Source organism: Streptomyces sp. NPDC059832, assembly GCF_042731715.1.
Lineage (GTDB): Bacteria > Actinomycetota > Actinomycetes > Streptomycetales > Streptomycetaceae > Streptomyces.
In genome coordinates, this window is sequence record NZ_JBHWIY010000008.1 from 198871 (window position 1) to 224261 (window position 25391).

General features: G+C 69.0%; 18 protein-coding genes. 6 read left to right on the top strand and 12 right to left on the bottom strand.

Features of this window, described 5'->3' with window-relative positions; translation table 11 throughout:
* Positions 1 to 162: 162 nt before the first annotated feature.
* The 7 genes from ACFV8T_RS16830 to ngcE form a co-directional block, all read right to left on the bottom strand.
* Positions 163 to 1473, bottom strand: a complete 1311-nt coding sequence (locus tag ACFV8T_RS16830; protein WP_385328144.1) for a sugar ABC transporter permease — start codon at positions 1471 to 1473, stop codon at positions 163 to 165.
* The gene (locus ACFV8T_RS16835) at positions 1470 to 2264 is read right to left on the bottom strand and encodes an ATP-binding cassette domain-containing protein (RefSeq protein WP_385328145.1); all 795 of its coding nucleotides are present in this window, start codon (positions 2262 to 2264) and stop codon (positions 1470 to 1472) included. The genes ACFV8T_RS16830 and ACFV8T_RS16835 overlap by 4 nt, the downstream gene beginning before the upstream one ends.
* A gap of 255 nt (positions 2265 to 2519) precedes the next feature.
* The gene (locus ACFV8T_RS16840) at positions 2520 to 3617 is read right to left on the bottom strand and encodes a substrate-binding domain-containing protein (protein ID WP_385328147.1); all 1098 of its coding nucleotides are present in this window, start codon (positions 3615 to 3617) and stop codon (positions 2520 to 2522) included.
* Positions 3618 to 3739: 122 nt separating this feature from the next.
* Positions 3740 to 4939 carry an ROK family protein gene (locus ACFV8T_RS16845; protein WP_385328148.1) on the bottom strand — a complete coding sequence of 400 codons (1200 nt, stop codon included), beginning with the start codon at positions 4937 to 4939 and terminating at the stop codon, positions 3740 to 3742.
* A gap of 190 nt (positions 4940 to 5129) precedes the next feature.
* Positions 5130 to 6047 carry a carbohydrate ABC transporter permease gene (locus tag ACFV8T_RS16850; RefSeq protein ID WP_385328149.1) on the bottom strand — a complete coding sequence of 306 codons (918 nt, stop codon included), beginning with the start codon at positions 6045 to 6047 and terminating at the stop codon, positions 5130 to 5132.
* Positions 6048 to 6138: 91 nt separating this feature from the next.
* Positions 6139 to 7062 carry a carbohydrate ABC transporter permease gene (locus ACFV8T_RS16855; protein ID WP_266428262.1) on the bottom strand — a complete coding sequence of 308 codons (924 nt, stop codon included), beginning with the start codon at positions 7060 to 7062 and terminating at the stop codon, positions 6139 to 6141.
* A 50-nt stretch (positions 7063 to 7112) separates the two neighbouring features.
* Positions 7113 to 8561, bottom strand: a complete 1449-nt coding sequence (gene ngcE / locus ACFV8T_RS16860; RefSeq protein ID WP_385328151.1) for an N-acetylglucosamine/diacetylchitobiose ABC transporter substrate-binding protein — start codon at positions 8559 to 8561, stop codon at positions 7113 to 7115.
* 501 nt (positions 8562 to 9062) lie between these two features.
* On the opposite strand from ngcE, the gene ACFV8T_RS16865 reads away from it, so the two are divergent.
* Positions 9063 to 12908, top strand: coding sequence for a GH92 family glycosyl hydrolase (locus ACFV8T_RS16865; RefSeq protein ID WP_385328152.1), 3846 nt, complete (start codon positions 9063 to 9065; stop codon positions 12906 to 12908).
* A 69-nt stretch (positions 12909 to 12977) separates the two neighbouring features.
* Here ACFV8T_RS16865 and ACFV8T_RS16870 read toward each other — a convergent pair whose 3' ends face one another.
* Positions 12978 to 13622 (bottom strand): histidine phosphatase family protein, encoded by a 645-nt coding sequence (locus ACFV8T_RS16870; protein ID WP_351256717.1) that lies wholly within the window; start codon positions 13620 to 13622, stop codon positions 12978 to 12980.
* Between the two features lie 375 nt (positions 13623 to 13997).
* On the opposite strand from ACFV8T_RS16870, the gene ACFV8T_RS16875 reads away from it, so the two are divergent.
* Complete coding sequence (locus tag ACFV8T_RS16875; protein ID WP_385328154.1) at positions 13998 to 14090, top strand: DUF397 domain-containing protein; 93 nt, start codon at positions 13998 to 14000, stop codon at positions 14088 to 14090.
* Between the two features lie 45 nt (positions 14091 to 14135).
* On the opposite strand, the gene ACFV8T_RS16880 is transcribed toward ACFV8T_RS16875, so the two are convergent.
* Together ACFV8T_RS16880 and ACFV8T_RS16885 are read right to left on the bottom strand one after the other, a co-directional pair.
* Entirely contained in the window at positions 14136 to 15080 is a 945-nt protein-coding gene (locus ACFV8T_RS16880) for an aminoglycoside phosphotransferase family protein (protein WP_385328156.1), read from the bottom strand.
* Positions 15081 to 15104: 24 nt separating this feature from the next.
* Positions 15105 to 17963, bottom strand: a complete 2859-nt coding sequence (locus ACFV8T_RS16885; protein ID WP_385328157.1) for a BTAD domain-containing putative transcriptional regulator — start codon at positions 17961 to 17963, stop codon at positions 15105 to 15107.
* Positions 17964 to 18179: 216 nt separating this feature from the next.
* Here ACFV8T_RS16885 and ACFV8T_RS16890 point away from each other — a divergent pair, with 216 nt between their 5' ends.
* Positions 18180 to 18953, top strand: coding sequence for a CHAP domain-containing protein (locus ACFV8T_RS16890; RefSeq protein WP_385328158.1), 774 nt, complete (start codon positions 18180 to 18182; stop codon positions 18951 to 18953).
* 89 nt (positions 18954 to 19042) lie between these two features.
* Here the strand turns inward: ACFV8T_RS16890 and acnA are convergent, their stop codons facing one another.
* Together acnA and ACFV8T_RS16900 are read right to left on the bottom strand one after the other, a co-directional pair.
* A complete protein-coding gene (gene acnA / locus ACFV8T_RS16895) occupies positions 19043 to 21757 on the bottom strand; it encodes an aconitate hydratase AcnA (RefSeq protein WP_385328160.1) in 2715 nt (904 codons plus the stop codon).
* A gap of 304 nt (positions 21758 to 22061) precedes the next feature.
* On the bottom strand, positions 22062 to 23402 hold the full coding sequence (locus tag ACFV8T_RS16900) for a hypothetical protein (protein WP_385328162.1): 1341 nt from the start codon (positions 23400 to 23402) through the stop codon (positions 22062 to 22064).
* A 41-nt stretch (positions 23403 to 23443) separates the two neighbouring features.
* On the opposite strand from ACFV8T_RS16900, the gene ACFV8T_RS16905 reads away from it, so the two are divergent.
* The 3 genes from ACFV8T_RS16905 to ACFV8T_RS16915 all read left to right on the top strand — a co-directional run bounded on the left by ACFV8T_RS16905 (position 23444) and on the right by ACFV8T_RS16915 (position 25290).
* Positions 23444 to 24052: a GNAT family N-acetyltransferase gene (locus ACFV8T_RS16905; RefSeq protein ID WP_385328163.1), complete on the top strand. Its 609-nt coding sequence runs from the start codon at positions 23444 to 23446 to the stop codon at positions 24050 to 24052.
* An 84-nt stretch (positions 24053 to 24136) separates the two neighbouring features.
* On the top strand, positions 24137 to 24640 hold the full coding sequence (locus tag ACFV8T_RS16910; RefSeq protein ID WP_385328165.1) for a hypothetical protein: 504 nt from the start codon (positions 24137 to 24139) through the stop codon (positions 24638 to 24640).
* 26 nt (positions 24641 to 24666) lie between these two features.
* A complete protein-coding gene (locus ACFV8T_RS16915) occupies positions 24667 to 25290 on the top strand; it encodes an RraA family protein (protein WP_385328167.1) in 624 nt (207 codons plus the stop codon).
* Positions 25291 to 25391: the final 101 nt, after the last annotated feature.

The following is a 25391-nucleotide window of genomic DNA, read 5'->3' on the forward strand; positions in this document are numbered from 1 at the left end:
CGTTCTGTTCGGGGGGTTCCGGTTTTCTTCCTGCCCCTGGGGGTCTTGTTCTGGGGGGGTTCTCCCCCCCCCCCTCCCCCACCCCTGGCGTTCCCTTCCCCCTGTTGGGGGCCCCCGCCCCCTGGACCGTGCGGGCGTGGTATGTACGCGCGTGCCGCGGTCCTACGCGCGGCCCGCGGTCTTCTGGGTACGGCGGGAGACCGAGTCGATGACCACGGCGGCCAGCAGCACCGCGCCGGTGATCATGTACTGGATGGCGTTGGCCATACCGATCATGTTCAGGCCCTGCTGGATCGACTGGATCACGATCATGCCGAGCAGCGCGGACCAGACCTTGCCCCGGCCGCCGAAGAGGCTGGTGCCGCCGATGACGGCGGCCGCGATGACCAGCATCAGAGTGTTTCCGCCGCCGACGCTCTTGGTGGCGCCGCCGGAGAGGCTGGCAATGAAGAGCCCGCCGAAGGCGCCCAGCATTCCGGAGAGCGCGAAGACGGTGATCCGGATCCGGTCGACGTTGATACCGGCACGGCGCGCGGCCTCCGGGTTGCCGCCCACCGCGAAGACCTGGCGGCCGAAGGCGGTCCGGCGGGCCACGAAGTCCGCCACGACCAGCACGGCGAGGAAGAGCACCAGGGCCAGCGGCAGACCACGGGCGCCGGAGGGCTCGTTCAGGACGTACGCGACGGCGAAGCACAGGATCGCGACGACGCCCGCGCGGAGCAGGACCTCGGTGGTGGGACGGGCCGGCAGGCCCGCGGCCCCGCGACGCCGGCTGTCCATCAGGAGCGAGGCGGCGTAGGCGAGGACGGCGACCAGGGCGACGCCGTACGCGACGGCCTTGTCCTCGAAGAAGTAGTTGGTGAGGTTCTCGACGATGCTGCCGGACGGCGTGTTGATCGAGCCCTCACCGCCCATCATCCACTCCTGCAGACCGCTCCAGCCGAGGAAACCGGCCAGGGTGACGACGAAGGCCGGCACCCCGATCTTGGCGAAGAAGAAGCCGTGCAGCGCGCCGAGCACCATGCCGGAGAGCACCGCGACGAGGACCGCCGACCAGTCGCTCCAGCCGTGGTTGACGTTGAGCACGGCCCAGACGGCCGCGCCGACACCGGCGACCGAGCCGACGGACAGGTCGATCTCGCCGAGCAGCAGCACGAAGACGATGCCGACCGCCATGATGCCGAGGCCGGAGCTGTAGACGGCGACGTTGGCGATGGAGCTGGCGGAGAGGAAGTTGCTGTTCTGGAGCTGGAAGACGATCGCGATGACGATCAGGCCGACGAGGACCGGCAGTGAGCCGAGCTCGCCGCCGCGCACCTTGCGGGTGAACTCGGACCAGTAGCCCTTGAAGCCCTCCTCGCGGACGAGCAGGCGCGGGTCGACGGCGGGTACGGGGGCCGCCGACGGCTCGGCCGCAGGTGTCGCCGCGGCAGGCTTGCCGGCGGTCTCGGGGGTCTTGGCGAGGTCGCTCACTTCGCGTCCTCCTTCGTGGCTGAACGGGCCTGGCGGCGCGTGACGGCGTTGTCCGTGGCACCGGTGATCGCGGAGATGATCTCCTCGTGGGACGTGGTCGCCACGTCGAAGACTCCGTTGTTGCGGCCCAGCCGCAGCACCGCCACCTTGTCGGCGACGGCGCGCACGTCGGCCATGTTGTGGCTGATGAGGATGACGCCGTGGCCGCGCTCACGCAGCCGCTCGACGAGGTCGAGGACCTGGGCGGTCTGCTCGACGCCGAGAGCGGCGGTCGGCTCGTCGAGGATGACGACCTTGGGGTCACCGATCAGGGCGCGGGCGATGGCCACGACCTGGCGCTGGCCGCCGGAGAGCGAGGCGACCGGGATACGGACGCTGGGTATCCGGATGGACAGCGTGTCGAGCAGTTCCTTGGCACGCTTCTCCATCCCGATCTCGTCGAGGACGGAGGCCTTGCGCAGTTCGCTGCCGAGGAAGAGGTTGGCGACGACATCGAGGTTGTCGCAGAGCGCCAAGTCCTGGTAGACGGTGGCGACTCCGAGCTCCTGGGCGTCGTTCGGCCGGTTGATGCGGACCGCTTCGCCCTCCCACTCGATGGCGCCTTCGTCGATCGGGTGGACACCCGAAATGGTCTTGACGAGGGTCGACTTGCCGGCGCCGTTGTCGCCGACCAGGGCGACCACTTCGCCGGAGCGAATCTCCAGGTCCACATCGGTGAGCGCCTGGACGGCGCCGAACCGCTTGGAGATTCCGCGCAACGCCAGCACGGGCGTAGCGGACACGTGAATCATCTCCTTCGCCGCCTGACCGGCGGGGATGGTACTGCTGAGCACAGGGGCGGAGCCGGTCGCCGGACCACCGGAGCGACCGGGGGGTGCCCTCGAAACGCCGTCGCCCGGGGACGACCGCGCGCCGAGGTGCGGAACCGGGGGTCCGGGGTCCGTGAGAAGTCCGGAACCGGTGAGAAGTCCGGCGCCCGCCCCTGCTGCGGGGCATGTGACGGGGCGGGTGCCGGACCGGACCGGGGGACGCCTGCCGGCGGGTGACTACTTGATGCCGGCGGCGTCGCAGGCCGCCTTGTACTGGGCGGTGCAGATGTCCTCGACCTTGTAGACCTTGTCCGCGACGATCGTGGACGCGATGTTGTCCTTGGTCACGACCGAGGCGTCGTAGAGCTTCGACGGGGTGCCCTTGAACTCTCCGGAGATGCTGTCGACCTTGACCGGGGCCAGGTCGTCGATCTTCTCGCCCTTGAGCAGCCTGACAGCGATCTCGGCGGTGGTCTCGGCCTCCGGCTTGATCTGCTTGTAGATCGAGAAGGCCTGCTCGCCCGTGAGGATGCGCTGCAGACCGGCGAGCTCGGAGTCCTGACCGCCGACCGGGATCTTCACACCCTGCTTCTTCAGGGCCGTGATGATGCCGCCGGCCATGCCGTCGTTGGCGGAGTAGACGCCCTGGAAGCCGTCCTTGCCCAGGGAGTCGATGGCCGCTCCCATCTTCTTGTTGGCCTCGTCGGCCGACCAGTCCGGGATGTCCTGCTCGTAGACGACCTTCTTGACCTGCTTGTCGAGGACGCTGTGCGCGCCCCTCTTGAAGAAGGGGGCGTTCGGGTCGGTCGGCGAGCCGTTGATCATGACAACGTTGCTGTCCTTGGCCTTGGCGCCGAGCGCCTTGACCAGCGCCTCGCCCTGGAGCTGGCCGATCTTCTCGTTGTCGTACGAGACGTAGGCGGAGATCGGGCCCTCGGCCAGACGGTCGTACGCGACGACCTTGACGTCCTTCTTCGCGGCCTGCTCGACCCAGGACTTCGCGGCCTTGTAGTCGACGGTGTCCAGGATGATGACCTTCACGCCCTGCGTGACGAGCGCGTCGAACTGCTTCTTCTGGGTCTCGCTGTCCTGCGCGGCGTTGTTGTACTTGACGTCGCAGTCGGAGCACAGCGCCTTGATCTTCGCCTCCATGATGGGGCGGTCGAAGGTCTCGTAGCGCGTGGTCTTGTTCTCCGGAAGGAGCAGGCCGATGGTCTTGCCGTCGCCGCCGCTGCCGGAGTCCTTGTCGTCGCCGGCCTTGCCACACGCCGCGAGGGAGACGGCCATGGAGAGTGCGGCCGTGCCTATGACGATGCGTCGCGTCGTTGCGTTCATTACGGGTTGCCTCCCTGACGAGGCCGCGACGTCGCGGCCGAGGTGGCTGGAAGTCAACTCGGCCGCGACGCCAGCGTCAAGGAGTAAATCCTTAACGAGATGACAACGGTGCCATCCGTTATCTAAGTGAAGGCAGGAGTGGCTTTCGGCAAGGTGCTTTCCAAAAGGGTCGAATCCCCCATCTCGCTGAGCACGAGGGCCAGTGCGCCCAGCACTTCGGCCCGGCTGCCCAGCGCCCCGGGCAGCACCGAGAGCTGCCGGGCGGCGCTCGGAATGGCGTAGCGGGAGACCGAGTCACGGATCGGCGAGAGCACCAACTCGCCCGCCTCGGCGAGCGATCCGCCGAGGACCACCCGGCTGGGGTTGAGCAGATTGCAGAGATTGGCGACCCCGCTGCCGATGTGCCGCCCGACGTCCCCGATCACCCGGCGGCAGCCCGGATCGCCGTCGCGGGCCAGCTGGACCACCCGCTCCATGGTGAGATCGGACCCGTGGCTGGGCTGGAGCAGCGGCAGCACGTACCGGGCGGCCGTGAAGGTCTCCAGGCATCCGCGGTTGCCGCAGCGGCACACCGGGCCCGATTCGTCGAGCGTGATGTGCCCGATCTCGCCGGCCGTGCCGCCCGGCCCCCGGTAGATGCGCCCGTCGATCACCAGACCGGCGCCGACACCGCTGGCGACCTTGATGTAGGCGAGGTCCTTGACCCCCCGGCCGCTCCCCCAGACCAGCTCGCCGAGCGCGCCGAGGTTGGCGTCGTTGTCGACGTACACCGGCACACCGAGCCGGCCGGCGAGCTCCTTGCTGGGGTTGATGCCCGTCCAGCCCGGCAGGATCGACGTGGAGCCCAGCGTCCCGGACTCCACGTCGATCGGGCCGGGAACACCGAGGCCCACCCCGATCACCTTGTCCGGACTGATCCCGGTCGTCTCGATCAGCCGCCTGACCAGCTGCTCCGCCCGCCCGAACCCCTGCGCGGAGGAGGCGTCGACGTCCAGCGGCTCGGCCTCCTCGGCCAGCACCTGGTGGGCGAGGTTGCCGACCGCCACCCGCAGATGCGTATGACCGAAGTCGACCCCGATCACGATGCCCGCGTCGCCGCTGAGCGAGACGCTGCGGGCCCGGCGGCCGCCGGCCGAGGTGGGGGTGACCTCGACCGTGCCGCCGTCCTTCAATTCACGAACGATATTGGAGACGGTGGCCGCTGACAGGCCGGTGCTCCGTGCGATCTCCGCCTGGGTGAGCGAACCGGCCATGCGTACCGCGCGCACGACCCGCTCAAGGTTGGCGCGATGCAGAGATGTCTGCGACCCCGGAGTCTCCATCGACTCTCTCACTCCTACCGTTTTCTCTAACATGTGAACTCTAAGCTGAGCGTTTTGCGGTACTCCCCGTCAAGACCTTGAGCGACCGAAGCCCCGGATGAGCGCCTGGGACGGCCGTCCCCGTACACGCGAACCGCCCGCCGGCTCATGGCCGGCGGGCGGTTCGTGGGTACGGGGACGGTGCGGGCCGCTACTTCACCGCACCCGCGGTGAGGCCGGCGACGACCTGGCGCTGGAAGATGATGTAGGCCGCGAGGACCGGCAGCATCGCCATCACCAGACCGGCGAAGAGACCGGACCAGTCACCCTTGTACCCCTGGCTGGTGGCCAGTTCGACCAGGCCCTGGGAGAGCACCCGGTACTTCGGGTCGGTGTTGAGCACCGTCGGCAGCATGTACTGGTTCCACTGCCCCAGGAAGTTGAAGATACCGACGCTGATCAGGCCGGGCTTCGCCATCGGCAGCATCACCTGGAAGAACGTCCGGGTGTGCGAGGCGCCGTCGAGCATCGCCGCTTCCGCCACCGAGCTCGGCAGCGTCCGGAAGAAGGAGGTGAGGAAGAAGACGGTGAACGGCAGCGAGTACGCGATGTAGACCAGGATCAGTCCGTGCCGCGTGTTCAGCAGGCCCATGTTGTTCATGACGAAGAACAGCGGGACCAGCGCCAGGATGATCGGGAAGCTCATCCCGCCGATGAACAGGTAGTAGATGAAGCGGTTGCCGGGGAAGTCGAACCGCGCCAGCACGTACGCCGCCATCGACCCCAGCAGCAGGGTGCCGATGAGCGAACAGCCCACCACCACGACGGTGTTGAAGAAGTAGTCGCTCATGTGCGCCTGGCTCCAGGCGCGCGACCAGTTCTCGAAGTGCAGCTTGTCGGGCAGCGCCCACGGCGTCGACAGGATCGAGTCGTCGGTCTTGAAGGACGCCATCACCGCCCACAGCAGCGGCATGACGACCAGGATCGCCCAGATGATCAGCACACCGTGCGAGAAGACGTTGAGGACCTGGCCCTCACTGCTCTTCTCCTTGGCGGCCGGAGCGGGCGCCTTGGCCACCGGGGCCGGGTCCGCCGCCGGGGCCGCGGGAGGGGTGTCAGTCGTCTTCACGTGTACTCACCTCGTACTGTCGAGCCGGACACGGAGGCCGACCTGTGGTGCCTGCTGGGGGTCCGGGGATCGTCTCCCGGGAATCGCAGCATCAGAACTCCAGCCGATCGCGCCGGCCCAGTCGCATCACGATGGCGGCGAAGGCCAAGGTGACGATGAGCAGTCCGACACCGATCGTCGTCGCGTAGCCGGCCTGCCCGTCGCGGAAGGCCGTCTGGTACACGTACAGCGGCAGGACCGTGGTGGAGTAGTCGGGACCACCGGGGCCCACGGTCATGACCTGCACGGCGGTGAACGCCTCGACGCCGAGGGCCAGGATCCCCATGTAGACCCAGCCCGACTGCACCGTGTCCCAGAGCAGCGGAAGGGTGATCCGGAAGAACGTGGTGAAGCGGTTGGCACCGTCGAGGAGCGCCGCCTCGTAGAAGTCCTTCGGGATGGATGCCATTCCGGCCGAGAACAGGACGACGAAGAATCCGACCGTCGACCAGACCAGCACCGACATGACGCAGACCAGCGCGAGACTCGGGTCGCCCAGCCAGTCCGGCTGGATGGAACCCAGGCCGATCGTCTTCAGTGTCGAATTCAGCATCCCACTGGTGGGGTTGAACGCGAACTGGAAGAGCAGGGCCACGATGACGATCGAGAGCACCTGCGGGAAGAAATAGGCGATCTTGTAGAAACCCGAGCCGCGCACGCCGGAGACCGCGGCGTTCTTGCGCCGCCGGCCCCCGACATTGAGCATGAAGGCGAAGAAGAGCGCCAGGCCCAGCGTCACCAGCGGCAGCAGCAGCACAAGCAACACGCTGTGCTGCAACGACTTCCAGAAGATGTCGTCCTTCAGCATCCTCGTGTAATTGCTGAACCCGACCATCTTGAAGTCCGGGCTCAGGCCGGTCCAGTCCGTGAACGAGTAGTAGATGGACTGGATGAACGGCCAAATGACGAAGACCGCGTACAGCGCGAGTGGGACTACCAAGAATCCCACGATGAAACGGTACTTGCCGTGCTGCATCGTTTACCGACCCCGATCTTTCCGCGGGTGCCGCCGCTGGTGACGGTTGCTCACTGGTGCTTGTAGTGCTTGATGGACTGGTCCTTGGCCGCCGCGTCGGCGAAGGCCTGGATCTTCTTGATGGCTTCCGCCGGGGTGGCGCGGCCGGCCATCATCTCGCCGATGCCGGCGACACCGATCTGCTCCTTCTGGAGCTTCACGTACCAGTCCTGCAGACGCGGGTTCACCACGTTGTCGCCGGCCTTCTTCAGCGAGTCGACGCCGGACTGCATGGCGGTCGACAGGGTCAGACCGTCGGTGCCGCCGTTGAACGCGCTGAGGGACTTGACCTGCTTGGTGAAGTTCTTCGAGGACTCCTCGGAGAGCATGATGCGCAGCTGCTCCATGCCGCCCTCGGGGTTCTTGGCGTTGGCCGGGACGACGAAGGGCTCGCCGCCGGAGGCCCAGATGGTGCCGAACGGCAGCTTGTCGGACGAGTCCAGCCCGGACGGCGGCGCGACCATCATCTTGAAGTCCTTGGGCGTGGTCGGCGCGGCCTCGTTCTCCACCCACGAACCGTTCGGGATGAAGAGCGCCTTGCCCTTGGTCCACTCGGTCTGCGACTGGATGTGGGTCAGACCGGGGGTGCCCTTGAGGATGTACCCCTTCTTGTACAGCTCGTAGTACGCCTCGAACGCCGCCTTGACCGCGGGGTCCTTCCAGGCGTTCGGCTCCAGGTTGTCGATCTTGTCGAGAACCTCCCGGCCACCGATCTTGGCGATGAACGGGTAGAGCGAGAACGGCAGGTAGTACGGGTACTTACCGGCGTACGTCCAGCCCGCGATGCCCTGCTTCTTCGCCTTCGCGCAGAGGGCGAGCATGTCGTCCCAGGTCTCGGGGTACTGCGCGTCGAGCTTCTCGAGCGCGGTCTGCGAGTACCAGACGCCGTACACGGTGTACGCGTAGTACATGATCCAGACCGGGTCGCCGTCGAACTGACCCATCTCCAGGACACCGGGGCGCAGCGTGTCGCGGACCTTCTTGCTCGGGTCGTCGATGGACGGGGCGTCCATCAGCGGCGTGAGGTCGAGCAGCTGCTTCTTGCCGACCAGGACACCCATGTCCATCTGCTCGGCGCCCGAGTTGTCGATCAGGTCCGGCGGGGTGCCACCGTTGAAACGGGGCTGCAGCTGCGACTGGATCTTCTGGGTCGCGACGTGCTTGACCTTCGGGGCCTTCGGGAACGCCGCGTTGTACTTCTTCTCCGCGTCGATCGCGTACTGCTGGCCGAAGCCGCCGTCGAAGATGACCACCTCGAGCGGGGCCGTCTCGTTGACGCCGAGCGGGTTGGCCTTGGTGGCCTTGCCCTTCTCGACCTTCTTGTCGCCGCTGCTGTCGCTGCTCGCGCACGCCGACAGGAAGCCCATCGTCGGAACGCTGATCAGGCCGAGTGCGGCCGATCGCTTGATCACATCGCGACGGCCAAGGCCCTCATTCTTGTGGGCGGAGGTGGATCCCATGCTCAAGTCCTCGCCTTCTCCAGGACTCAGGCGGTGTGTACCGGTCGCCCGTCGATATTCGCCTCAGGCGAAGGGCCCCGCCACCGCGGTCAGTTGCGCTTGGGTAGTGCTGATTTCAGGCTAGCCATGTGCAGTGGGGGGCTCAGGGGGAGCAGGCATCGGATGCACCCGTCGTGCCGTCCTCGGCCGTTCCCCCTTGTCCCCCTTGCCCGCGTCGCCGAAACGGCTGTTGCAGACGCCGACAGGTATAGTCCACTCACGGCCGACTGAGCAAGATCGAATGCGAGTTTGAGCAGCAGTCTTTCCCGAGTTGAGACCTCGCAGATACATGGCCCCCGCATGCTCCCGGTCCGGGTGTAACGATTTCCGCATTCCGGTCGATTCGGTTTGCCCTTCACACCCAACACCCTTGACACGCCCCGGCACTTGGCTCCCTACTGGACCTTGCGCATCTCTCTGACAACGTTGTCCAGGTGCACTTCCCCGGGAGGAATGCTCGACATGCAGCCCCGACATGGTTCTCGCAAGAGACAAAGCCGTACGGCCGCACTGATCGCGGCTTCACTGGTCCTGGTCGTGACCGCCCCCACCGCGGCCGCCGCGCAGGCGGCCGGCACGCGCGACAAGGGCCGGACCCCCTCGGGGGACCGGTCATTCAGCTCGTCCTTCGAAGCGGATGAAAAGCAGCCGGACTGGCGCAACACCGTGGAAGAGGGTCCCGATGGAAAGAAGCGGTCATCGGGTGTCGATGGCGGCTTCTCCGCAGGAATACCGGGCAATATCACCGACAAGGTGACAGACGTCCGCGCCAGCGGCGAGAACACCGGCGGCGGGGAGGTGAAGGAGAACCTGATCGACGGGGAGCCCGGCACCAAGTGGCTGGCCTTCGAACCCACCGGCTGGGCCGAGTTCGATCTCGACGAACCGGTCAAGGTCGTGACCTACGCGCTGACTTCGGCCAATGACCACGCCGAGCGCGACCCGAAGGACTGGACCCTGCAGGGCTCCACCGACGGCAAGGACTGGGAGGACCTCGACTCCCGGACCGGTCAGACCTTCGCCGAGCGGTTCCAGACGAAGTCGTACGATTTCACATCTGACACGGCATACCAGCACTACCGCCTCCAGATCACGAAGAACAACGGCGCCTCCGACGCCACCCAGCTCGCCGACGTCCAGCTCTCCGACGGCGACACCTCGGTCCCGGCCCCCGCCGAGATGCGCAGCCAGACCGATCGCGGCCCCTCCGGCTCCCCCACCGCGAAGGCGGGCGCGGGCTTCACCGGGAAGAAGGCCCTGCGGTACGCCGGTACGCACAAGGCGGACGGCCGGGCGTACTCGTACAACAAGGTCTTCGATGTGAACACGGCTGTCACCCGTGACACCTCACTGTCCTATCTGGTCTATCCCCAGCTGGGCGAGACCGATCTCTCCTACCCGGCGACGCATGTCGCGGTGGACCTGGCGTTCACGGACGGCACCTATCTGAGCGATCTGCGGGCCACCGACAGCAACGGCGGCCTGCTGACCCCGCAGGGCCAGGCCGATGCCAAGCGGCTGTACGTCAACCAGTGGAACAAGGTCGAGTCGACGATCGGCACGGTCGCGGCGGGCAAGACCGTGGACCGGATCCTGGTGGCGTACGACTCCCCCAAGGGAACGGCGAAGTTCCAGGGCTGGATCGACGACATCGAGATCGCGCCGAAGGCACCCGAGAAGCGCCGCTCCCATCTCTCCGACTACGCGTCGACGGTCCGCGGCACCAACTCCAGCGGTGGTTTCTCCCGGGGCAACAACTTCCCCGCCACCGCGGTCCCGAACGGCTTCAACTTCTGGACCCCGGTCACCAACGCCGGATCCACGAGCTGGCTGTACGACTACGCGCGGGGCAACAACGACGACAACCTGCCCACCCTCCAGGCCTTCAGCGCCAGCCATGAGCCGAGCCCCTGGATGGGCGACCGGCAGACCTTCCAGCTGATGCCGTCGGCGGTCGCCGGCACCCCGGACGCCTCCCGCACGGCGCGTGCGCTGCCGTTCCACCACGAGAACGAGACGGCGAAACCGCACTACTACGGTGTGACATTCGACAACGGCCTCAAGGCCGAGATGACACCGTCCGACCACGCGGCCCGGATGCGGTTCACCTACCCCGGTGACGACGCGAGCATCGTCTTCGACAACGTCTCCAACGACGGCGGGCTCACCCTCGACCCGGGGACCAGCTCCTTCACCGGCTTCTCCGACGTGAAGAGCGGCGGCTCGACCGGCGCCACCCGTCTCTTCGTGTACGGCGTCTTCGACGCCCCGGTCACCGCGAGCGGCAAGCTGTCCGGCGGCGGTGGCGACGACGTCACGGGCTACCTCCGCTTCGACGCCGGCAAGGACCGCACGGTCGGCCTGCGGCTGGCCACCTCGCTGATCAGCATCGACCAGGCGAAGCGGAACCTGGCCGCCGAGATCCCCGCCTCCCGCTCCTTCGGCCGGGTCGAGGACCGGGCGCAGCGGGCCTGGGACGACATCCTGGGCAAGGTGGAGGTCGAGGGTGCCACAGCCGATCAGCTGACCACCCTCTACTCCAGCCTGTACCGGCTGTACCTGTATCCGAACTCGGGCTTCGAGAAGGTCGACGGCAAGGACCAGTACGCCAGCCCCTTCTCCCCGCAGGTCGGCTCCGACACCCCGACGCACACCGGGGCGAAGATCGTCGACGGCAAGGTCTACGTCAACAACGGCTTCTGGGACACCTACCGCACGACGTGGCCCGCCTACTCCCTCCTCACCCCTGACAAGGCCGGCGAGATGGTGGACGGCTTCGTCCAGCAGTACAAGGACGGCGGCTGGATCTCCCGCTGGTCCTCCCCCGGCTACTCCGACCTGATGACCGGCACCTCCTCGGACGTCGCGTTCGCGGACGCCTACGTCAAGGGCGTGAAGTTCGACGCGGAGGCGGCGTACGACGCGGCGCTGAAGAACGCCACGGTGGTCCCGCCGTCCTCGGGCGTCGGCCGCAAGGGCATGGCGACGTCCCCGTTCGTCGGCTACGCCGACACCTCGACGCACGAGGGCCTGTCCTGGTCGCTGGAGGGCTACCTCAACGACTACGGCATCGCGCAGATGGGCCGGGCTCTCTACCAGAAGACGAAGAAGGCGCGGTACAAGGAGGAGTCCGAGTACTTCCTGAACCGCGCCCGCAACTACGTCCAGCTCTTCGACGACGAGGCCGGCTTCTTCCAGGGCAAGGACGCCGGGGGCGACTGGCGGCTCCCGTCGGAGAAGTACGACCCCCGGGTCTGGGGTTACGACTACACGGAGACGAACGGCTGGGGGTACGCGTTCACGGCCCCGCAGGACAGCCGCGGTCTGGCGAACCTGTACGGCGGCCGGGACGGCCTCGCGAAGAAGCTCGACACGTACTTCGCCACTCCGGAGACGGCCGGCCCCGAGTTCGTCGGTTCGTACGGCGGTGTCATCCACGAGATGACCGAGGCGCGTGACGTACGGATGGGGCAGTACGGCCACAGCAACCAGGTCGCGCACCATGTCACCTACATGTATGACGCGGCCTCGCAGCCCTGGAAGGCGCAGGAGAAGGTCCGCGAGGTCCTGAGCCGGCTCTACACGGGCAGCGACATCGGGCAGGGCTACCACGGCGACGAGGACAACGGCGAGCAGTCGGCCTGGTACCTCTTCTCCTCGCTCGGCTTCTACCCGCTGGTCATGGGCAGTGGCGAGTACGCGATCGGCTCCCCGCTCTTCAAGAAGACGACCGTCCACCTGGAGAACGGCCACGACCTGGTCGTCAGGGCGCCGAAGAACAGCGCGAAGAACATCTATGTGCAGGGCCTGCGGGTCAACGGCAAGAAGTGGACCTCCACTTCGCTCCCGCACGACCTGCTGGCCGAGGGCGGTGTGCTGGACTTCGACATGGGCCCGAAGCCGTCGTCATGGGGCACCGGCAAGGACGCGGCACCGACCTCGATCACCACGGACGACAAGGTGGCGTCGCCGCAGGCGGACGTGCTGAAGGGCGACGGCGCCCTGTTCGACAACACCTCGGCCACCTCCGCGAAGGTCGCCACGGTGGACCTGCCGGTCCCCTCGGCCACGAACGCGGTCCGCTACACCCTGACATCGGATAAGGCGGCCGGGGCCCCGAGCGGCTGGGTCCTCCAGGGCTCCTCGGACGGCACGACGTGGAAGGACCTGGACAAGCGCTCGGCCGAGTCCTTCGCCTGGGACCGGCAGACGAGGGTGTTCTCGGTGACCGCTCCGGGCTCGTACGCGCACTACCGCCTGGTGTTCGCCGGTGAAGGCACGCTCGCGGAACTGGAGTTGCTCGCCTGATCCTGCTGTTCCACCTGCGTCGAGGCCGACGGCCGGTACCCCTGGGCGGGGTACCGGCCGTCGGTGCGCTCAGTCCCGTTCCGGGGCCTCCGGAACGGCCCGGGGAAACAGGCTCTCCGGCAATGTCACATTCCACGCGGTGATGACCGGCTTCCCGTGCTCGGTGCCGAGCCGGGAGACGGCCCCCGTGGCGAGCTGGAACAGCGTGCCCTCGGCCGGCGTCAGACCGAGGTAGCGGGCGGTGAGCACACGCAGGAAATGCGAGTGCGCGACCAGCGCGATGTCCTCGTCCTCGTCCCGCCCGGCCGCCTCCGCGACTTCGGCCAGCACCCGGTCGGCGCGCGCCCCGACCTCGGCCGGGGTTTCACCGGGGTGCGCCTCGGGTCCGGGGGCGACCCCGTCCGTCCAGAGATTCCACTCGGGGCGGGTCCGGCGGATCTCGACGGTGGTCACCCCTTCGTAGCCGCCGTAGTCCCACTCGCGCAGCTCGGGTGTGATGCGGGGCGCTGCGAGCCCGGCGAGCTCGGCGGTGCGCCGGGCGCGTACGGCGGGAGAGACGAGGGTGAGCGCGATCCGCCGGTCGGTGAGCAGCGGCGCGAGCGCTCGGGCCTGCCGTTCCCCGAAGGCGGTCAGCGGCAGATCGGTGTAGCTCGTGTGCTGCCCGGACCGCGACCACTCCGTCTCGCCGTGCCGGATCAGGATCAGCTCGCCCATGATGATTCCGCTCTTTCTGTGCCGATGTCGCTCTGTGAACCCGCGGGCCCACGATCGCATTCCACCGGGTCGGCGGCGGGGTGCGGCTCGCCCCCGGGGGCCGGGGCGGCGGTGGACACCTACGGGTGGCGCATTCCCCGATTCCCGGTCCGGTGCGTGCGCGCGCCGTTACATTGCGGCCTATGCCGCAGCCCAAGGATCTCGATCCGTAGCCGACGCCCGTTCCTTCTACGGCTCCGAGTTGCGCCGCTTGCGTGAGGCCGCCGGGATGTCCCAGACCGAGCTGGGCGACCGGGTGTTCTGCTCGGGTAGGTACATCGGACTGTTCGAGATGGCGGAAGCTGCGTCGAGGTCACCGACAACGTCCCCGGCTTCGTGCCCGTACGCGACACCAAACTCACCAACAGCCCGGTCCTGCCCTTCCGTGCACCGGTCTGGGCGGCCTTCGTGCAGAGCGTCAAGCGGTAGAGCGACAACCACGGCCGACACGCCCGACTCGAAGGGCTGCACTCATCAAGCGGATCCGCCGTCGGTGAGGACTTCGCGGATGACGTGCCGGGCGATCGCCGCCATGGCCGGATTCGACTCCCGGTAGTAGCGCAGTTCGCCGAGCGCGGTCGACAGCGCCCAGCCACGCCCGCGCGCCCAGGCCGCGTCATCGGCGTTCAGGGCGGTACGGAAGGTTCCGCGCGCCTGCGCCGGCAGCAGGTACCACGCCGCGATCAGGTCGACGGCGGCGTCGCCCAGTCCCATGCAGCCGAAGTCGATGACGGCGCTGAGCCGTCCGTTCGCGAGCAGCAGGTTGCCGGGTTGCAGATCCGCGTGGATCCAGACGGCGGGACCGGTCGGGGCGGAGGCACCCAGCGCCGCCTCCCACACGGTGAGCGCCGCGCCGGTGTCCACGGTCTCGTGCAGTTCCGCGAGCGCGGCGCGCGTCGTGGCGTCGCGGGCGGTCAGGGGCTCGCTGCGGAAGGAGGGCGGCCCGTCGCCGGGGTCGATTCGGTGCAGCGCGGTGACGAAGTCCGCCAAGTCCGTGGCGAGCAGGCCGGGTTCGGGGATCTCCCCGACCACCGGGTTCGCGCCGTCGAGCCACCGGAAGACCGACCAGTGCCAGGGGTAGCCCTCCGCGGGCACGCCTGCGCCCAGGGGCACGGGGATCGCGGCGGGAAGCGACGGGGCGAGCCACGGCAGCCAGCGCTGTTCCTTCGCCACGTCGCCGGCGGCCCCCGCCGTACGGGGCAGCCGCATCACCAGGTCCTCGCCGAGCCGGTACATGGCGTTGGAGGTGCCCACGGGGGTGACCGGTTCGGCGGGCAGTCCGGCCCAGTCCGGGAACTGCGAGGCGATCAGCCGGTGTACGAGGGGTTCGTCGAAGTCCGGTTCGTCGGCATGCATCTTGCCCGGCCGCATGAGCACCCTTCGGGGGTCGGGGTGGCGACGGTTGTCGGCCGGGTTCATACGACCGGTCCGGGCCCTCGCCGGTCAACTCGATTCCGGGGCCGGTGGGCCGCCGAGGTCGCGCAGGAGTGCGCGGACCTGGTTCACCTCGGGGTTGAGCGCGTGGATGTCGAGGTAGATGCGGAGGGCCTCGTGCAGGGCGGCCCTGGCCGATTCGACGGCTTCGGTCGCACAGTGGGCCTGGCTCAGATGGACCAGCGTCTCGGCCTCGTTGTAGCGGTGCCCCAGTGCGCGGTTGAGGTCCAGGCTGTGCTGGTAGCAGTCGACGGCCCTCGCGTGTTCGCCGAGGCGGTGGTAGGCGTAGCCGAGGGTGTCCCAGGTGCCGGCCCGGCCTCGTTCGTCGCCCAGTTCCCGCTGGATCACCAGCGCCTCCTGGCAGCGGCGTACCGACGCCTCGTGGTCCCCGAGCTGGGTGTGGTCCCAGGCCACGGCGTTCAGGGCGCGGGCCCGTCCGGGGAGGTTTCCGGCCGAGGTGAAGTACTCGACGGCGCTGCGGTCGTGGCGCAGCGCGGCGGCGTTGTCGCCCTCGCGCTCGTACTGCCAGCCGAGGGCGAGGTGGGTGTGGGCGGCGGAGAGGAGGTCGCCGTGTCTCTCCGCGAGGGCCAGCGCGTGGGCCAGTTCCTGGTGGGCCTCTGCGAAGCGCCCGGTCTCCGTGCAGGCCCAGGCGAGCGCGCGGCGGGACTCCGCCTGGGCGGCCGGATCCCCGAGGCGCACCGCGGCGGCCAGCGCGGTGCTGTGCACGGCGGTGACGTCGACCCACCACGCCCGGCGGGCGAGGAAGGTGGTGATCGCCCAGGCCATCCGCCATGCCTGGGCATCGTGTCCGGTGCGTACCGCGTGATTGACGGCCGCGGTCAGCACGGTGTGCTCGCTCGCGAACCACGCCGTGGCCCGGTCGGCGTCGGTGAATTCCTCAAGGCGTGTGCCGTCCGCCGGCGTCGCCGGCGCGAGCGGGTCGCGGTGCGGGAGCAGGAGCCGGTCGGCCTCGTACGCGGTGTGCGCGTAGTGGTCGAGTACGCGGGTGAGTGCCGCCTCCGCCTCCCCGGCCGGGGCGACGGCCTCCGTCATCTCCAGGGCGTACGCGCGCAGCAGGTCGTGGCAGGTGAAGCGGCCGGGGACGCGTTCCTGGACGAGGTGGTGGGCCTGGAGACGGTGCAGCCGGGTACGGAGGCGGGGAAGCGGCAGGCCGGTGAGGCTGGCGGCGGCGGGCAGGCCGATGTCCGCCCCGGGGGCCTGGGCGAACTGCCGGAAGACCCGGGCGGAATCGGCGTCGAGTGCGAGATAGGAGGAGGCGAAGACGATCCGCATGTCGCCGTTCGGTTCGCCCGTCGCCAGGGCGTCCAGCGGGGTCGCCGCTTCCCGGAGTTCGGCCGCCAGGGCGATCAGGGTGAGCATCGGGTCGGTGGTGAGGCGGGCGGCGAGGACGCTGATGGCGATGGGGAGCCCGGCGCAGTGGCGGAGGAGCTCCGTCGCCGCCCCGGGTTCCGCGGCGATCCGGTCGGAGCCGAGGCGGCGGACGAGCAGGTCGCGCGCCTCGGCGGGGTCGAGCGTCTCCAGGGTGAGCTGGGCGGCGCCGTGGGAGGCGGCGAGGCCGGGCAGCCGGTGGCGGCTCGTGATCAGGACCGTACAGCTGGGGCTGCCGGGCAGCAGGGGCACCACCTGGTCGGTGTCCCGGGCGTTGTCGAGCACGATGAGCAGGCGCCGGCCTGCCGTGAGGCTCCGGTACAGCGCGGCCTGGGCCTGGGGGGTGGCGGGAAGGCTCCCGGGGTCGGCGCCGAGGGCTTCCAGGAATCCGCGCATGACCGCGTACGGGTCGGCGGGTTCACCGGAGAGGGTGAAGCCCTGCAGATCCGCGAAGAGCTGACCGTCGGGGAAGCGCTCCTGCCAGCCATGGGCCCAGCGCAGTGCCAGCGAGGTCTTGCCGACGCCGCCGGTGCCGCAGATCACCGCGATCAGCACGGTCCCGCCGTGCGGTTCGCCCTGCGGCGCCAACAGTTTGTCCAGGCCGACCAGTTCGCTGTCCCGGCCGGCCAGCAGGGGTGGCGGAGCGGGCAGTTGTCTTGGGTGTGTCGTCGTGGTCTGCGTCGTCGTGGCGGGCGCCGGGGCGGGCGCGGTGTCGCGGGCCGGCGGGGCGAGCCGCGGATCCGAGATCAGGATCTGCTGGTGCAGGCCCCGCAGTGGCGGTGCCGGGTCGATGCCCAGCTCCTCGACGAGACGACGGCGCAGCTCCTGGTAGTGGTTGAGGGCGTCGGCGGGGCGCCCGCCCCGGTACAGGGCGAGCATCAGCTGTCCGGCGAGCCGTTCGTCCAGCGGGTTGTCCTCGGCGAGCGGGGCCAGCACGCTCACCAGCTCGGTGTGGATCCCGCGGCGCAGCTGGAGATCGCTCCAGTCCAGCACGGTGGCGAGGCGTTCGACCTGCGCCGCCTCGCGCCGGGAGTTGAACCACGGGGTGTCCATGCCGGGGCACAGCTCGCCCTGCCAGTTCGCGAGGGCCTCCTCGAAGAGGCGTGCCGCCGCCGGCTCGTCCCCCGCGTGCGCGGTGGCCCTGGCCCTGGCGGACAGGGCCCGGAAGCGGTGCAGGTCGGCGTCGGTGGCGGCGACGGTCAGTACGTATCCGCCCGACCGCCGTGCGATCAGCGCGTCCTGGCCCGGGGTGCGTAACGCGTTGCGCAGCCTGGAGAGGTAGCTGTAGAGCGTCGGCCGGGCGCGCTGCGGGGCGTGCTCGCCCCAGACCCGGTCCACGAGTGCGTCCGCCGTGACCACTTGGCCGGCTTCGAGCAGCAGCACGGCGAGGACGCGCTGCTGCCGTGCGGGCCCCAGGTCCAGCCGGTGGCCGTCGGCACAGGCCTCGACCCCTCCGAGCACGCGGAATTCCACGGCCACGCCACCCACCCCCCGGGCGCGATCCTAGACCGAGGCCAAGAGCTCGGAGCAGCTGTTTCAAGCTCTTTCCAAGGTTGCGACAGGGTCGCCCGAGCACGGTGATGTCCATCCCGCCGGACAGGTTCGGGAACGGGCTACCGGAGAAGACAGCGCATCCGGCAGCCGGGGACCCACCTGCCGCGCAGCAGGACAGCAACCCGATCTCAAGGAGCAGAAATGCGTATCCGTCATGCCCTGGCGACGGCCGGACTCGGCACCGTGCTCACCCTGGGGGTCACGACGTACCCCGCGACCGCCGTCCAGCCCGACACGGCCGGCACGGCCGCTTCGGCCAGTACGGTCAGTGCTGCCAGCGCGCTCGGCAACAAGATAGCCGCGCAGGCGCTCGGTCAGTACACCAGCAAGAACGCCGAGGTGAAGAAGCGCAAGTACGAGGGCGCGGCCAACGGCGTCAACGCCAAGAACAACTGCAACTTCTACACCGGCTTCTGGACCGACCCGCGCAACCGCCGCTTCGACGGCACGAAGGCCCCGCGCACCGGCACCAACCGCGCCACCTGCGGCACGAGCAAGGGCTACATGTACGTCAAGGGCACCAAGACCTGGACGCCCGTGAAGTGGAAGTCCCGCGCCTGGTGCTCCGACTTCGCGAAGTACACCTGGTACTGGGGCGGCGCGAAGGTGACGGGGATCAACGCGGCGGCCGCTTCCTTCCGCAGCTACGGACGCACCAACCACACCTGGCACACCCGCGCCGAGGTGGCCAGGAAGAAGAACCCCTACGTACCGAAGAAGGGTGATGTCGTCAGCTACGACTGGAAGGGGGACGGCATCATCGACCACGTCGGTGTCATCACCGCGTACAGCACCAAGTACAAGGCGTACTTCTCGGTCGAGGGCAACTCCAGCGAGAAGCTCAACTACAAGAACACCAAGCAGTCGGCGCTGGCGAAGTACGTCGTCGGCTACACCTCGCCCAAGTCGCTCTGACGGTGACCGCGCGACGGTGAGCCGGTACGGGAAAGGGCCGTACCCCTTCGTCCTGCGAAGAGGTACGGCCCACTGCCCTGCCGGATCGGCTACTTGCGGATCAGGTTGCGGAGCACGTACTGCATGATGCCGCCGTTGCGGTAGTAGTCCGCCTCACCGGGGGTGTCGATGCGGACGACCGCGTCGAACTCCACACCGGTGTCGGTGGTCACCTTGACCGTGCGCGGCGTGGTGCCGTTGTTCAGCTCGGTCACGCCGGTGAAGGAGAAGGACTCCTCGCCGGTCAGGCCGAGGGACTCGGCGGTCGCGCCCTCCGGGAACTGGAGCGGGAGGACGCCCATGCCGATGAGGTTCGAGCGGTGGATGCGCTCGTAGGACTCGGCGATGACGGCCTTGACGCCGAGGAGCGCGGTGCCCTTGGCGGCCCAGTCGCGGGACGAGCCGGAGCCGTACTCCTTGCCCGCCAGGATGACCAGCGGGGTGCCGGCGGCCTGGTAGTTCTGCGAGGCGTCGTAGATGAACGACACCGGGGCGTCCGCCTGGGTGAAGTCGCGAGTGAAGCCGCCCTCGGTGCCCGGGGCGATCTGGTTGCGCAGGCGGATGTTGGCGAAGGTGCCGCGGATCATGACCTCGTGGTTGCCTCGGCGCGAGCCGTAGGAGTTGAAGTCACGGCGGTCGACGCCGTGCTCCGTGAGGTACTTGCCGGCCGGGGTGTCGGCCTTGATCGCACCGGCCGGGGAGATGTGGTCGGTGGTGACCGAGTCGCCCAGCTTGGCGAGCACCCGGGCGCCGGTGATGTCGGCGACCGGGGTCGTCTCCATCGTCATGCCCTCGAAGTACGGGGGCTTGCGCACGTAGGTGGACTGCGGGTCCCACTCGAAGGTGTTGCCGGTCGGGATCGACAGCGCCTGCCACTGGGCGTCGCCCGCGAAGACGTCCTGGTAGGACTTGTTGAACATGTCCTCGCCGATGGAGTTGGCGACGACGTCGTTCACCTCGGCCTCGGTGGGCCAGATGTCGGTGAGGTAGACCGGCTTGCCGTCCTGGTCGATGCCCAGGGCGTCCTTGGTGATGTCCACCTTCATCGAACCGGCGATGGCGTACGCGACGACCAGCGGCGGGGACGCCAGGTAGTTCATCTTGACGTCGGGGTTGATCCGGCCCTCGAAGTTGCGGTTGCCGGAGAGCACCGAGGTCACGGCCAGGTCGTGCTCGTTGACCGCCTTGGAGACCTCCTCCGGCAGCGGGCCGGAGTTGCCGATGCAGGTGGTGCAGCCGTAGCCGACGAGGTTGAAGCCGACCTTGTCGAGGTACGGGGTCAGGCCCGCCTTGTCGAAGTAGTCGGTGACGACCTTCGAGCCCGGGGCGAGAGTGGTCTTGACCCACGGCTTGCGGGTCAGGCCCTTCTCGACCGCCTTCTTCGCCACGAGCGCCGCGGCGACCATGACGTAGGGGTTCGAGGTGTTGGTGCAGGAGGTGATCGCGGCGACGGTGACGGCGCCGTGGTCGATCTCGTACGTCGTGCCGTCGGGGGCCGTGACCGTGGTCGGGTTCGACGGGACGCCGTTGTGGGCGGCCGGGGAGTCGGAGGCCGGGAAGGACTCCTTGCCCGCCTCCTCGTCGTCCGAGACGTAGTTGCGCACGTCCTGGGCGAACTGCGTCTTGGCGTTCGCGAGGACGATGCGGTCCTGCGGGCGCTTCGGGCCGGCGATCGACGGGACGACCGTCGACAGGTCCAGCTCCAGCTTCTCGGAGAAGTCCGGCTCGGCGGCCGGGTCGAGCCAGAGGCCCTGCTCCTTGGCGTACGCCTCGACGAGCGCGACCTGCTGCTCGTCACGGCCGGTCAGACGCAGGTACTTCAGCGTCTCGTCGTCGATCGGGAAGATCGCGGCGGTGGAGCCGAACTCCGGCGACATGTTGCCGATGGTGGCGCGGTTCGCGAGGGAGGTGGCGGCGACGCCCTCACCGTAGAACTCGACGAACTTGCCGACGACACCGTGCTTGCGGAGCATCTCGGTGATGGTCAGCACCAGGTCGGTGGCGGTGGTGCCGGCCGGGAGCTCGCCGGTCAGCTTGAAGCCGACGACGCGCGGGATGAGCATGGAGACCGGCTGGCCGAGCATCGCGGCCTCGGCCTCGATGCCACCGACGCCCCAGCCCAGCACACCGAGGCCGTTGACCATGGTGGTGTGCGAGTCAGTGCCGACGAGGGTGTCGGGGTACGCCTGGCCGCCCCGGACCATGACCGTACGGGCCAGGTGCTCGATGTTGACCTGGTGGACGATGCCGGTGCCCGGGGGGACGACCTTGAACTCGTCGAAGGCGGTCTGGCCCCAGCGCAGGAACTGGTAGCGCTCCTTGTTGCGGCCGTACTCCAGCTCGACGTTCTGCGCGAACGCGTCGTTGGTGCCGAACTTGTCGGCGATGACGGAGTGGTCGATGACCAGCTCGGCCGGGGCGAGGGGGTTGATCTTGGCCGGGTCGCCGCCCAGCTCCTTGACGGCCTCACGCATGGTGGCGAGGTCCACGACGCACGGCACACCGGTGAAGTCCTGCATGATCACGCGGGCCGGCGTGAACTGGATCTCCTGGCTGGGCTGTGCCTGGGAGTCCCAGCCACCGAGCGCCCGGATGTGATCGGCGGTGATGTTCGCGCCGTCCTCGGTGCGGAGCAGGTTCTCCAGCAGCACCTTCAGGCTGTAAGGGAGGCGCGCGGAGCCCTCGACCTTGTCCAGCTTGAAGATCTCGTACGACTCGTCGCCCACGCGCAGCGTGCTGCGGGCGTCGAAGCTGTTCGCCGACACGACAGTCTCCTTCATCAATGTGCGCGTACTCCGCGCCGCGCCTCATTACGGCGGGCGCCGCGTGGTGCCGCCTACGGCCCCTCGACCATCCGCTAAGGTAAGGCTTAGTTAGGTAACCCTTACCGGCTGGCGGACTACGGTGCGCCTTCGGCATATATCTCGATGTCGAGATAACTCTAGTACATCACCGTCGCACGGTCATGCGCGGGCGCCACCGATCTCCCGCGCCGCGGGTCGGGCAGCAAGGCTGCGACAGTGCCCCGCGCGATCCCGAGGCAGCACGTGGGGGCGGTGGCCTGGCGGATCAGTCCGGCCGGCGGGGCAGCTGGTCGTCGAGGTGGTCCGCGCTGTATCCGAGCTGTCCGGCGAGCGCCTGGTAGCGCACGCGCTGGGCGTCGGTCACGGGGACGTCGTACGTGAAGAGGATTTCCAGGAACAGGCGGAAGCCCAGGTCCGGGTCCACGGTGGTGACCACCTCCTCCAGCACCCGCACCACGCCCCGCACCTCGACCGCCTCGGTGCGCGTGGCCTCGCGGACCTCCCTCAGCACGGTCTCCGCCAGGTCGGTCCGGGCCGGGGACAGATAGGGCGTGTAGACGGGATCGACCTCCGCCAGGCGCTCCCGGCACGCCTGGGCGACCTGCTCCAGCCATCTCCGCCCGTCGGCGTCGAACGCCTCGTCGACGCAGGACCGTCCCGAGGCGGTCCGCCACAGCACGGTGACCGCCTCGTCGGACAGCGCGGAGTCCAGCAGTCGCCGCACGTCCTCCAGCAGCACCGCCGCGTACGAGCCCGGAGCGCATGCCCCGTCGCCGCCGATGACGCTCCGGATGTTCTCCGGCACGGTGCCCAGGTACTGCCAGTCCGTCCCGTGGAACACGGCTGCGAGCAGCGGCAGACCGAAGCGCCCGAGCATGAAGTCGCGCCGGCCGGGGTCGACAGGGGGCCAGCACACGTTCAGCTCTTCGAAGACGGCGGTCCCGGGATACGCCAGCAGGTCGCCGATGCCCAGCAGCCGGTCGTACTGCTCCTTCCCGATCGGTACGGAGTACGCCTTCGCGGCCCGCAGGAACAGACGGAGTCCGAGGTCGGCGTCCGCCTCGCGCACGACCCGCAGAAGTGCCGGGACGATGTCCGGTACGGCGACGCCGCGTTCGAGTGCGGGCGCGGCCGACTCGATCTCCGCCGCCACGGTCCCGCGCAGCTCCCCCTCCGGCACCGTCGGACGCGCCTCGTCCAGGACCTCCGCCTCGACCCGGCCGCGCTCCCGCGTGCGCGGCGGACACACCTCCGCGACCCGGCGCAGCCATGACCGGGTGTCCGTGCCCTCCTCGGCCGGGTCGAAGCACCGCCGTACGGCGGCCAGCCACACGGTGCGGAGCACCTCGTCCGGCAGCGGGGAACCCAGCAGCAGCCGGACGTCCTTGCCGAGCCGGTCGTCCTCGTCCTCCGCCTGCGCCCCGGCGAGGGCGAGCACCACGGCTGCGTCGGTGCGGAGCGTCGCCCGGGAGCACAGCGTGCCGGCGAAGCCGCTGAGCCCGAAGTCGTTCGCGTAGTCGTCGTAGTACAGCTCGCGTATCCGCGTCACCATCGGCTTCCCCCTCAGATCCACCACCCCGTCCTTCACCACCCTGCCGGTCGCCACCCCGCCCCGCCGTCCAAGATCACCAAATGCAGAATGTCCGTATGCCGATAACGAATACGCCGAGAACGGCAACGGTCGACGACGCCCCGCAGATCAGCCGTTCCCTGGCCCTCGCCTTCGACGACGACCCGATGATGCGCTCGTTCTTCCCCGACGACTCCTCGCGCCAGGCGTCGCTGGTCAGTTACTTCACCACGATCTTCACCCGGCAGTACGTCCACAGCAGCGTGTGCGAGCGCACCGGGTCCGCGGTGGCCTTCTGGGTGCCGCCGGAGGCGCAGGCCAAGGCCGTTCCGGACGCGGAGACCATCGAGGAGCTGCTGAACATCCTCGGCGACCGGGCCGGGCTGTTCAAGGACACCGTCGAGACGGCCGCCGAGCACACGCCCGAGGAACCGCACTGGTACCTGGCGTTGATCGGCGCCGACCCCGCCGCCCAGGGACAGGGCCAGGGGGCCGCCCTGCTGCGCTCGGGGCTGGCCAAGGCCGACGCGGCGGGCCTGCCCGCCTATCTGGAGTCCTCCAAGGCCTCCAACCTCCCCTTCTACGAACACTTCGGCTTCACCGTGCGCGAAGAGGTCCGGCTGCCGCAGGACGGGCCGACGCTGTGGGCCATGTGGCGCGAGCCGCGCGGTCCGGCCAACGCCTGAGAACCGTCGGCGGATCCGGCCGGTCGTGGCCGGATCCGCCGCCCCGGCTGCTGGCAAGTCCGATGCCGTATCTATGGTTTCGCCATGGCAGTCCCAGCGATCATCCCCATCGCCCACGAGCCGGACTACCGCACCGACACCATCGGGCGGTACGCGGACGGACAGTTCCTGGCCTCGATCACCTACGCCTTCCCGGACGGGTTCACGATCGACGACGGCTGGGAGGAGCACAAGCGCCTCTACACCGTCCTCCACCGGTTCGACCACGAGGGCCGGCACGTCGACTCGGACATCCGGTGCGCGGGCACATGGGCCGAGCAGCTGCAACGCCCTCCTGGCGAGGACTCCGTCATGGCGCGGGCACAGTCACGGATGACAGCGCTCCTGGACGGTCTTCCCGGGCGCGAGTACGGGGACATCGCGATCCGGCCCTTCCGGCTGACGGTCGACGGCGTGCTCTTCGGGCTGGTCGTCGAACGCCACGACGGCGGCGAGGACGAGTGCGACGAGGACGAGGACGACTGGGTCGAGCTCTACCCCGACCAACTCGGCTTCTACGCTCCCTGGGACGGCCAGTACGACACCTGACGTGCGGATCCGGACGACGGAGGAACATGAACGACGTGAGCGAGTTCAAGGACATCTCCCCGACCACCCTCGCCGATCTCCTGGGGCGCGGGCAGGTCATGGACATCGGCATCCGGCCGCTGTGGCCCTCGGTCCCGCGGGTCGCCGGCCCGGCGTTCACCGTGCGGTGCCCCCCGGGCGACAACCTCATGCTGCACGCGGCCGTCCATCGCGCGGAGCCCGGCACCGTCGTCGTCGTCGAGTCGGGTGACGTGGACTACGCGCTCGCGGGCGGCAACGTCTGTGCCGTCGCCCAACGCCGGGGCATCGCCGCTTTCGTGACCGACGGCGTGATCCGCGACCTCGCCGAGGTGCGCGAGATGGGCTTCCCCGTCTTCGCCAGGGGCGTCATCCCGATCCCCGGAACCAAGAAGGCCGTCGGTCCGCTCAACGGCCCCGTGCGGTGCGGCGGGGTGGACGTGAACGCCGGCGACATCGTGGTGGCGGACGAAGAGGGCATCGTGGTCGTTCCCCGCGCCGGGCACGAGCAGGTGCTCCTCGACGCGCGGACGAAGGCGGCCAAGGAGGCCGGCGAATCCCTCGACGCGTGGGAGGCGGCGCATCGCGCCCGCATCGACAGCATCCTGCGCAGCGGCGGCTTCGAGGACTGACCACCGGAAGGCGACGGCCGTACGGCGACGGCCGGGACGCTACGACCAAGGGACGACGTCCGGGACACCGGCCCCCGCAGACCACCCCCGGAGGCCGGTGT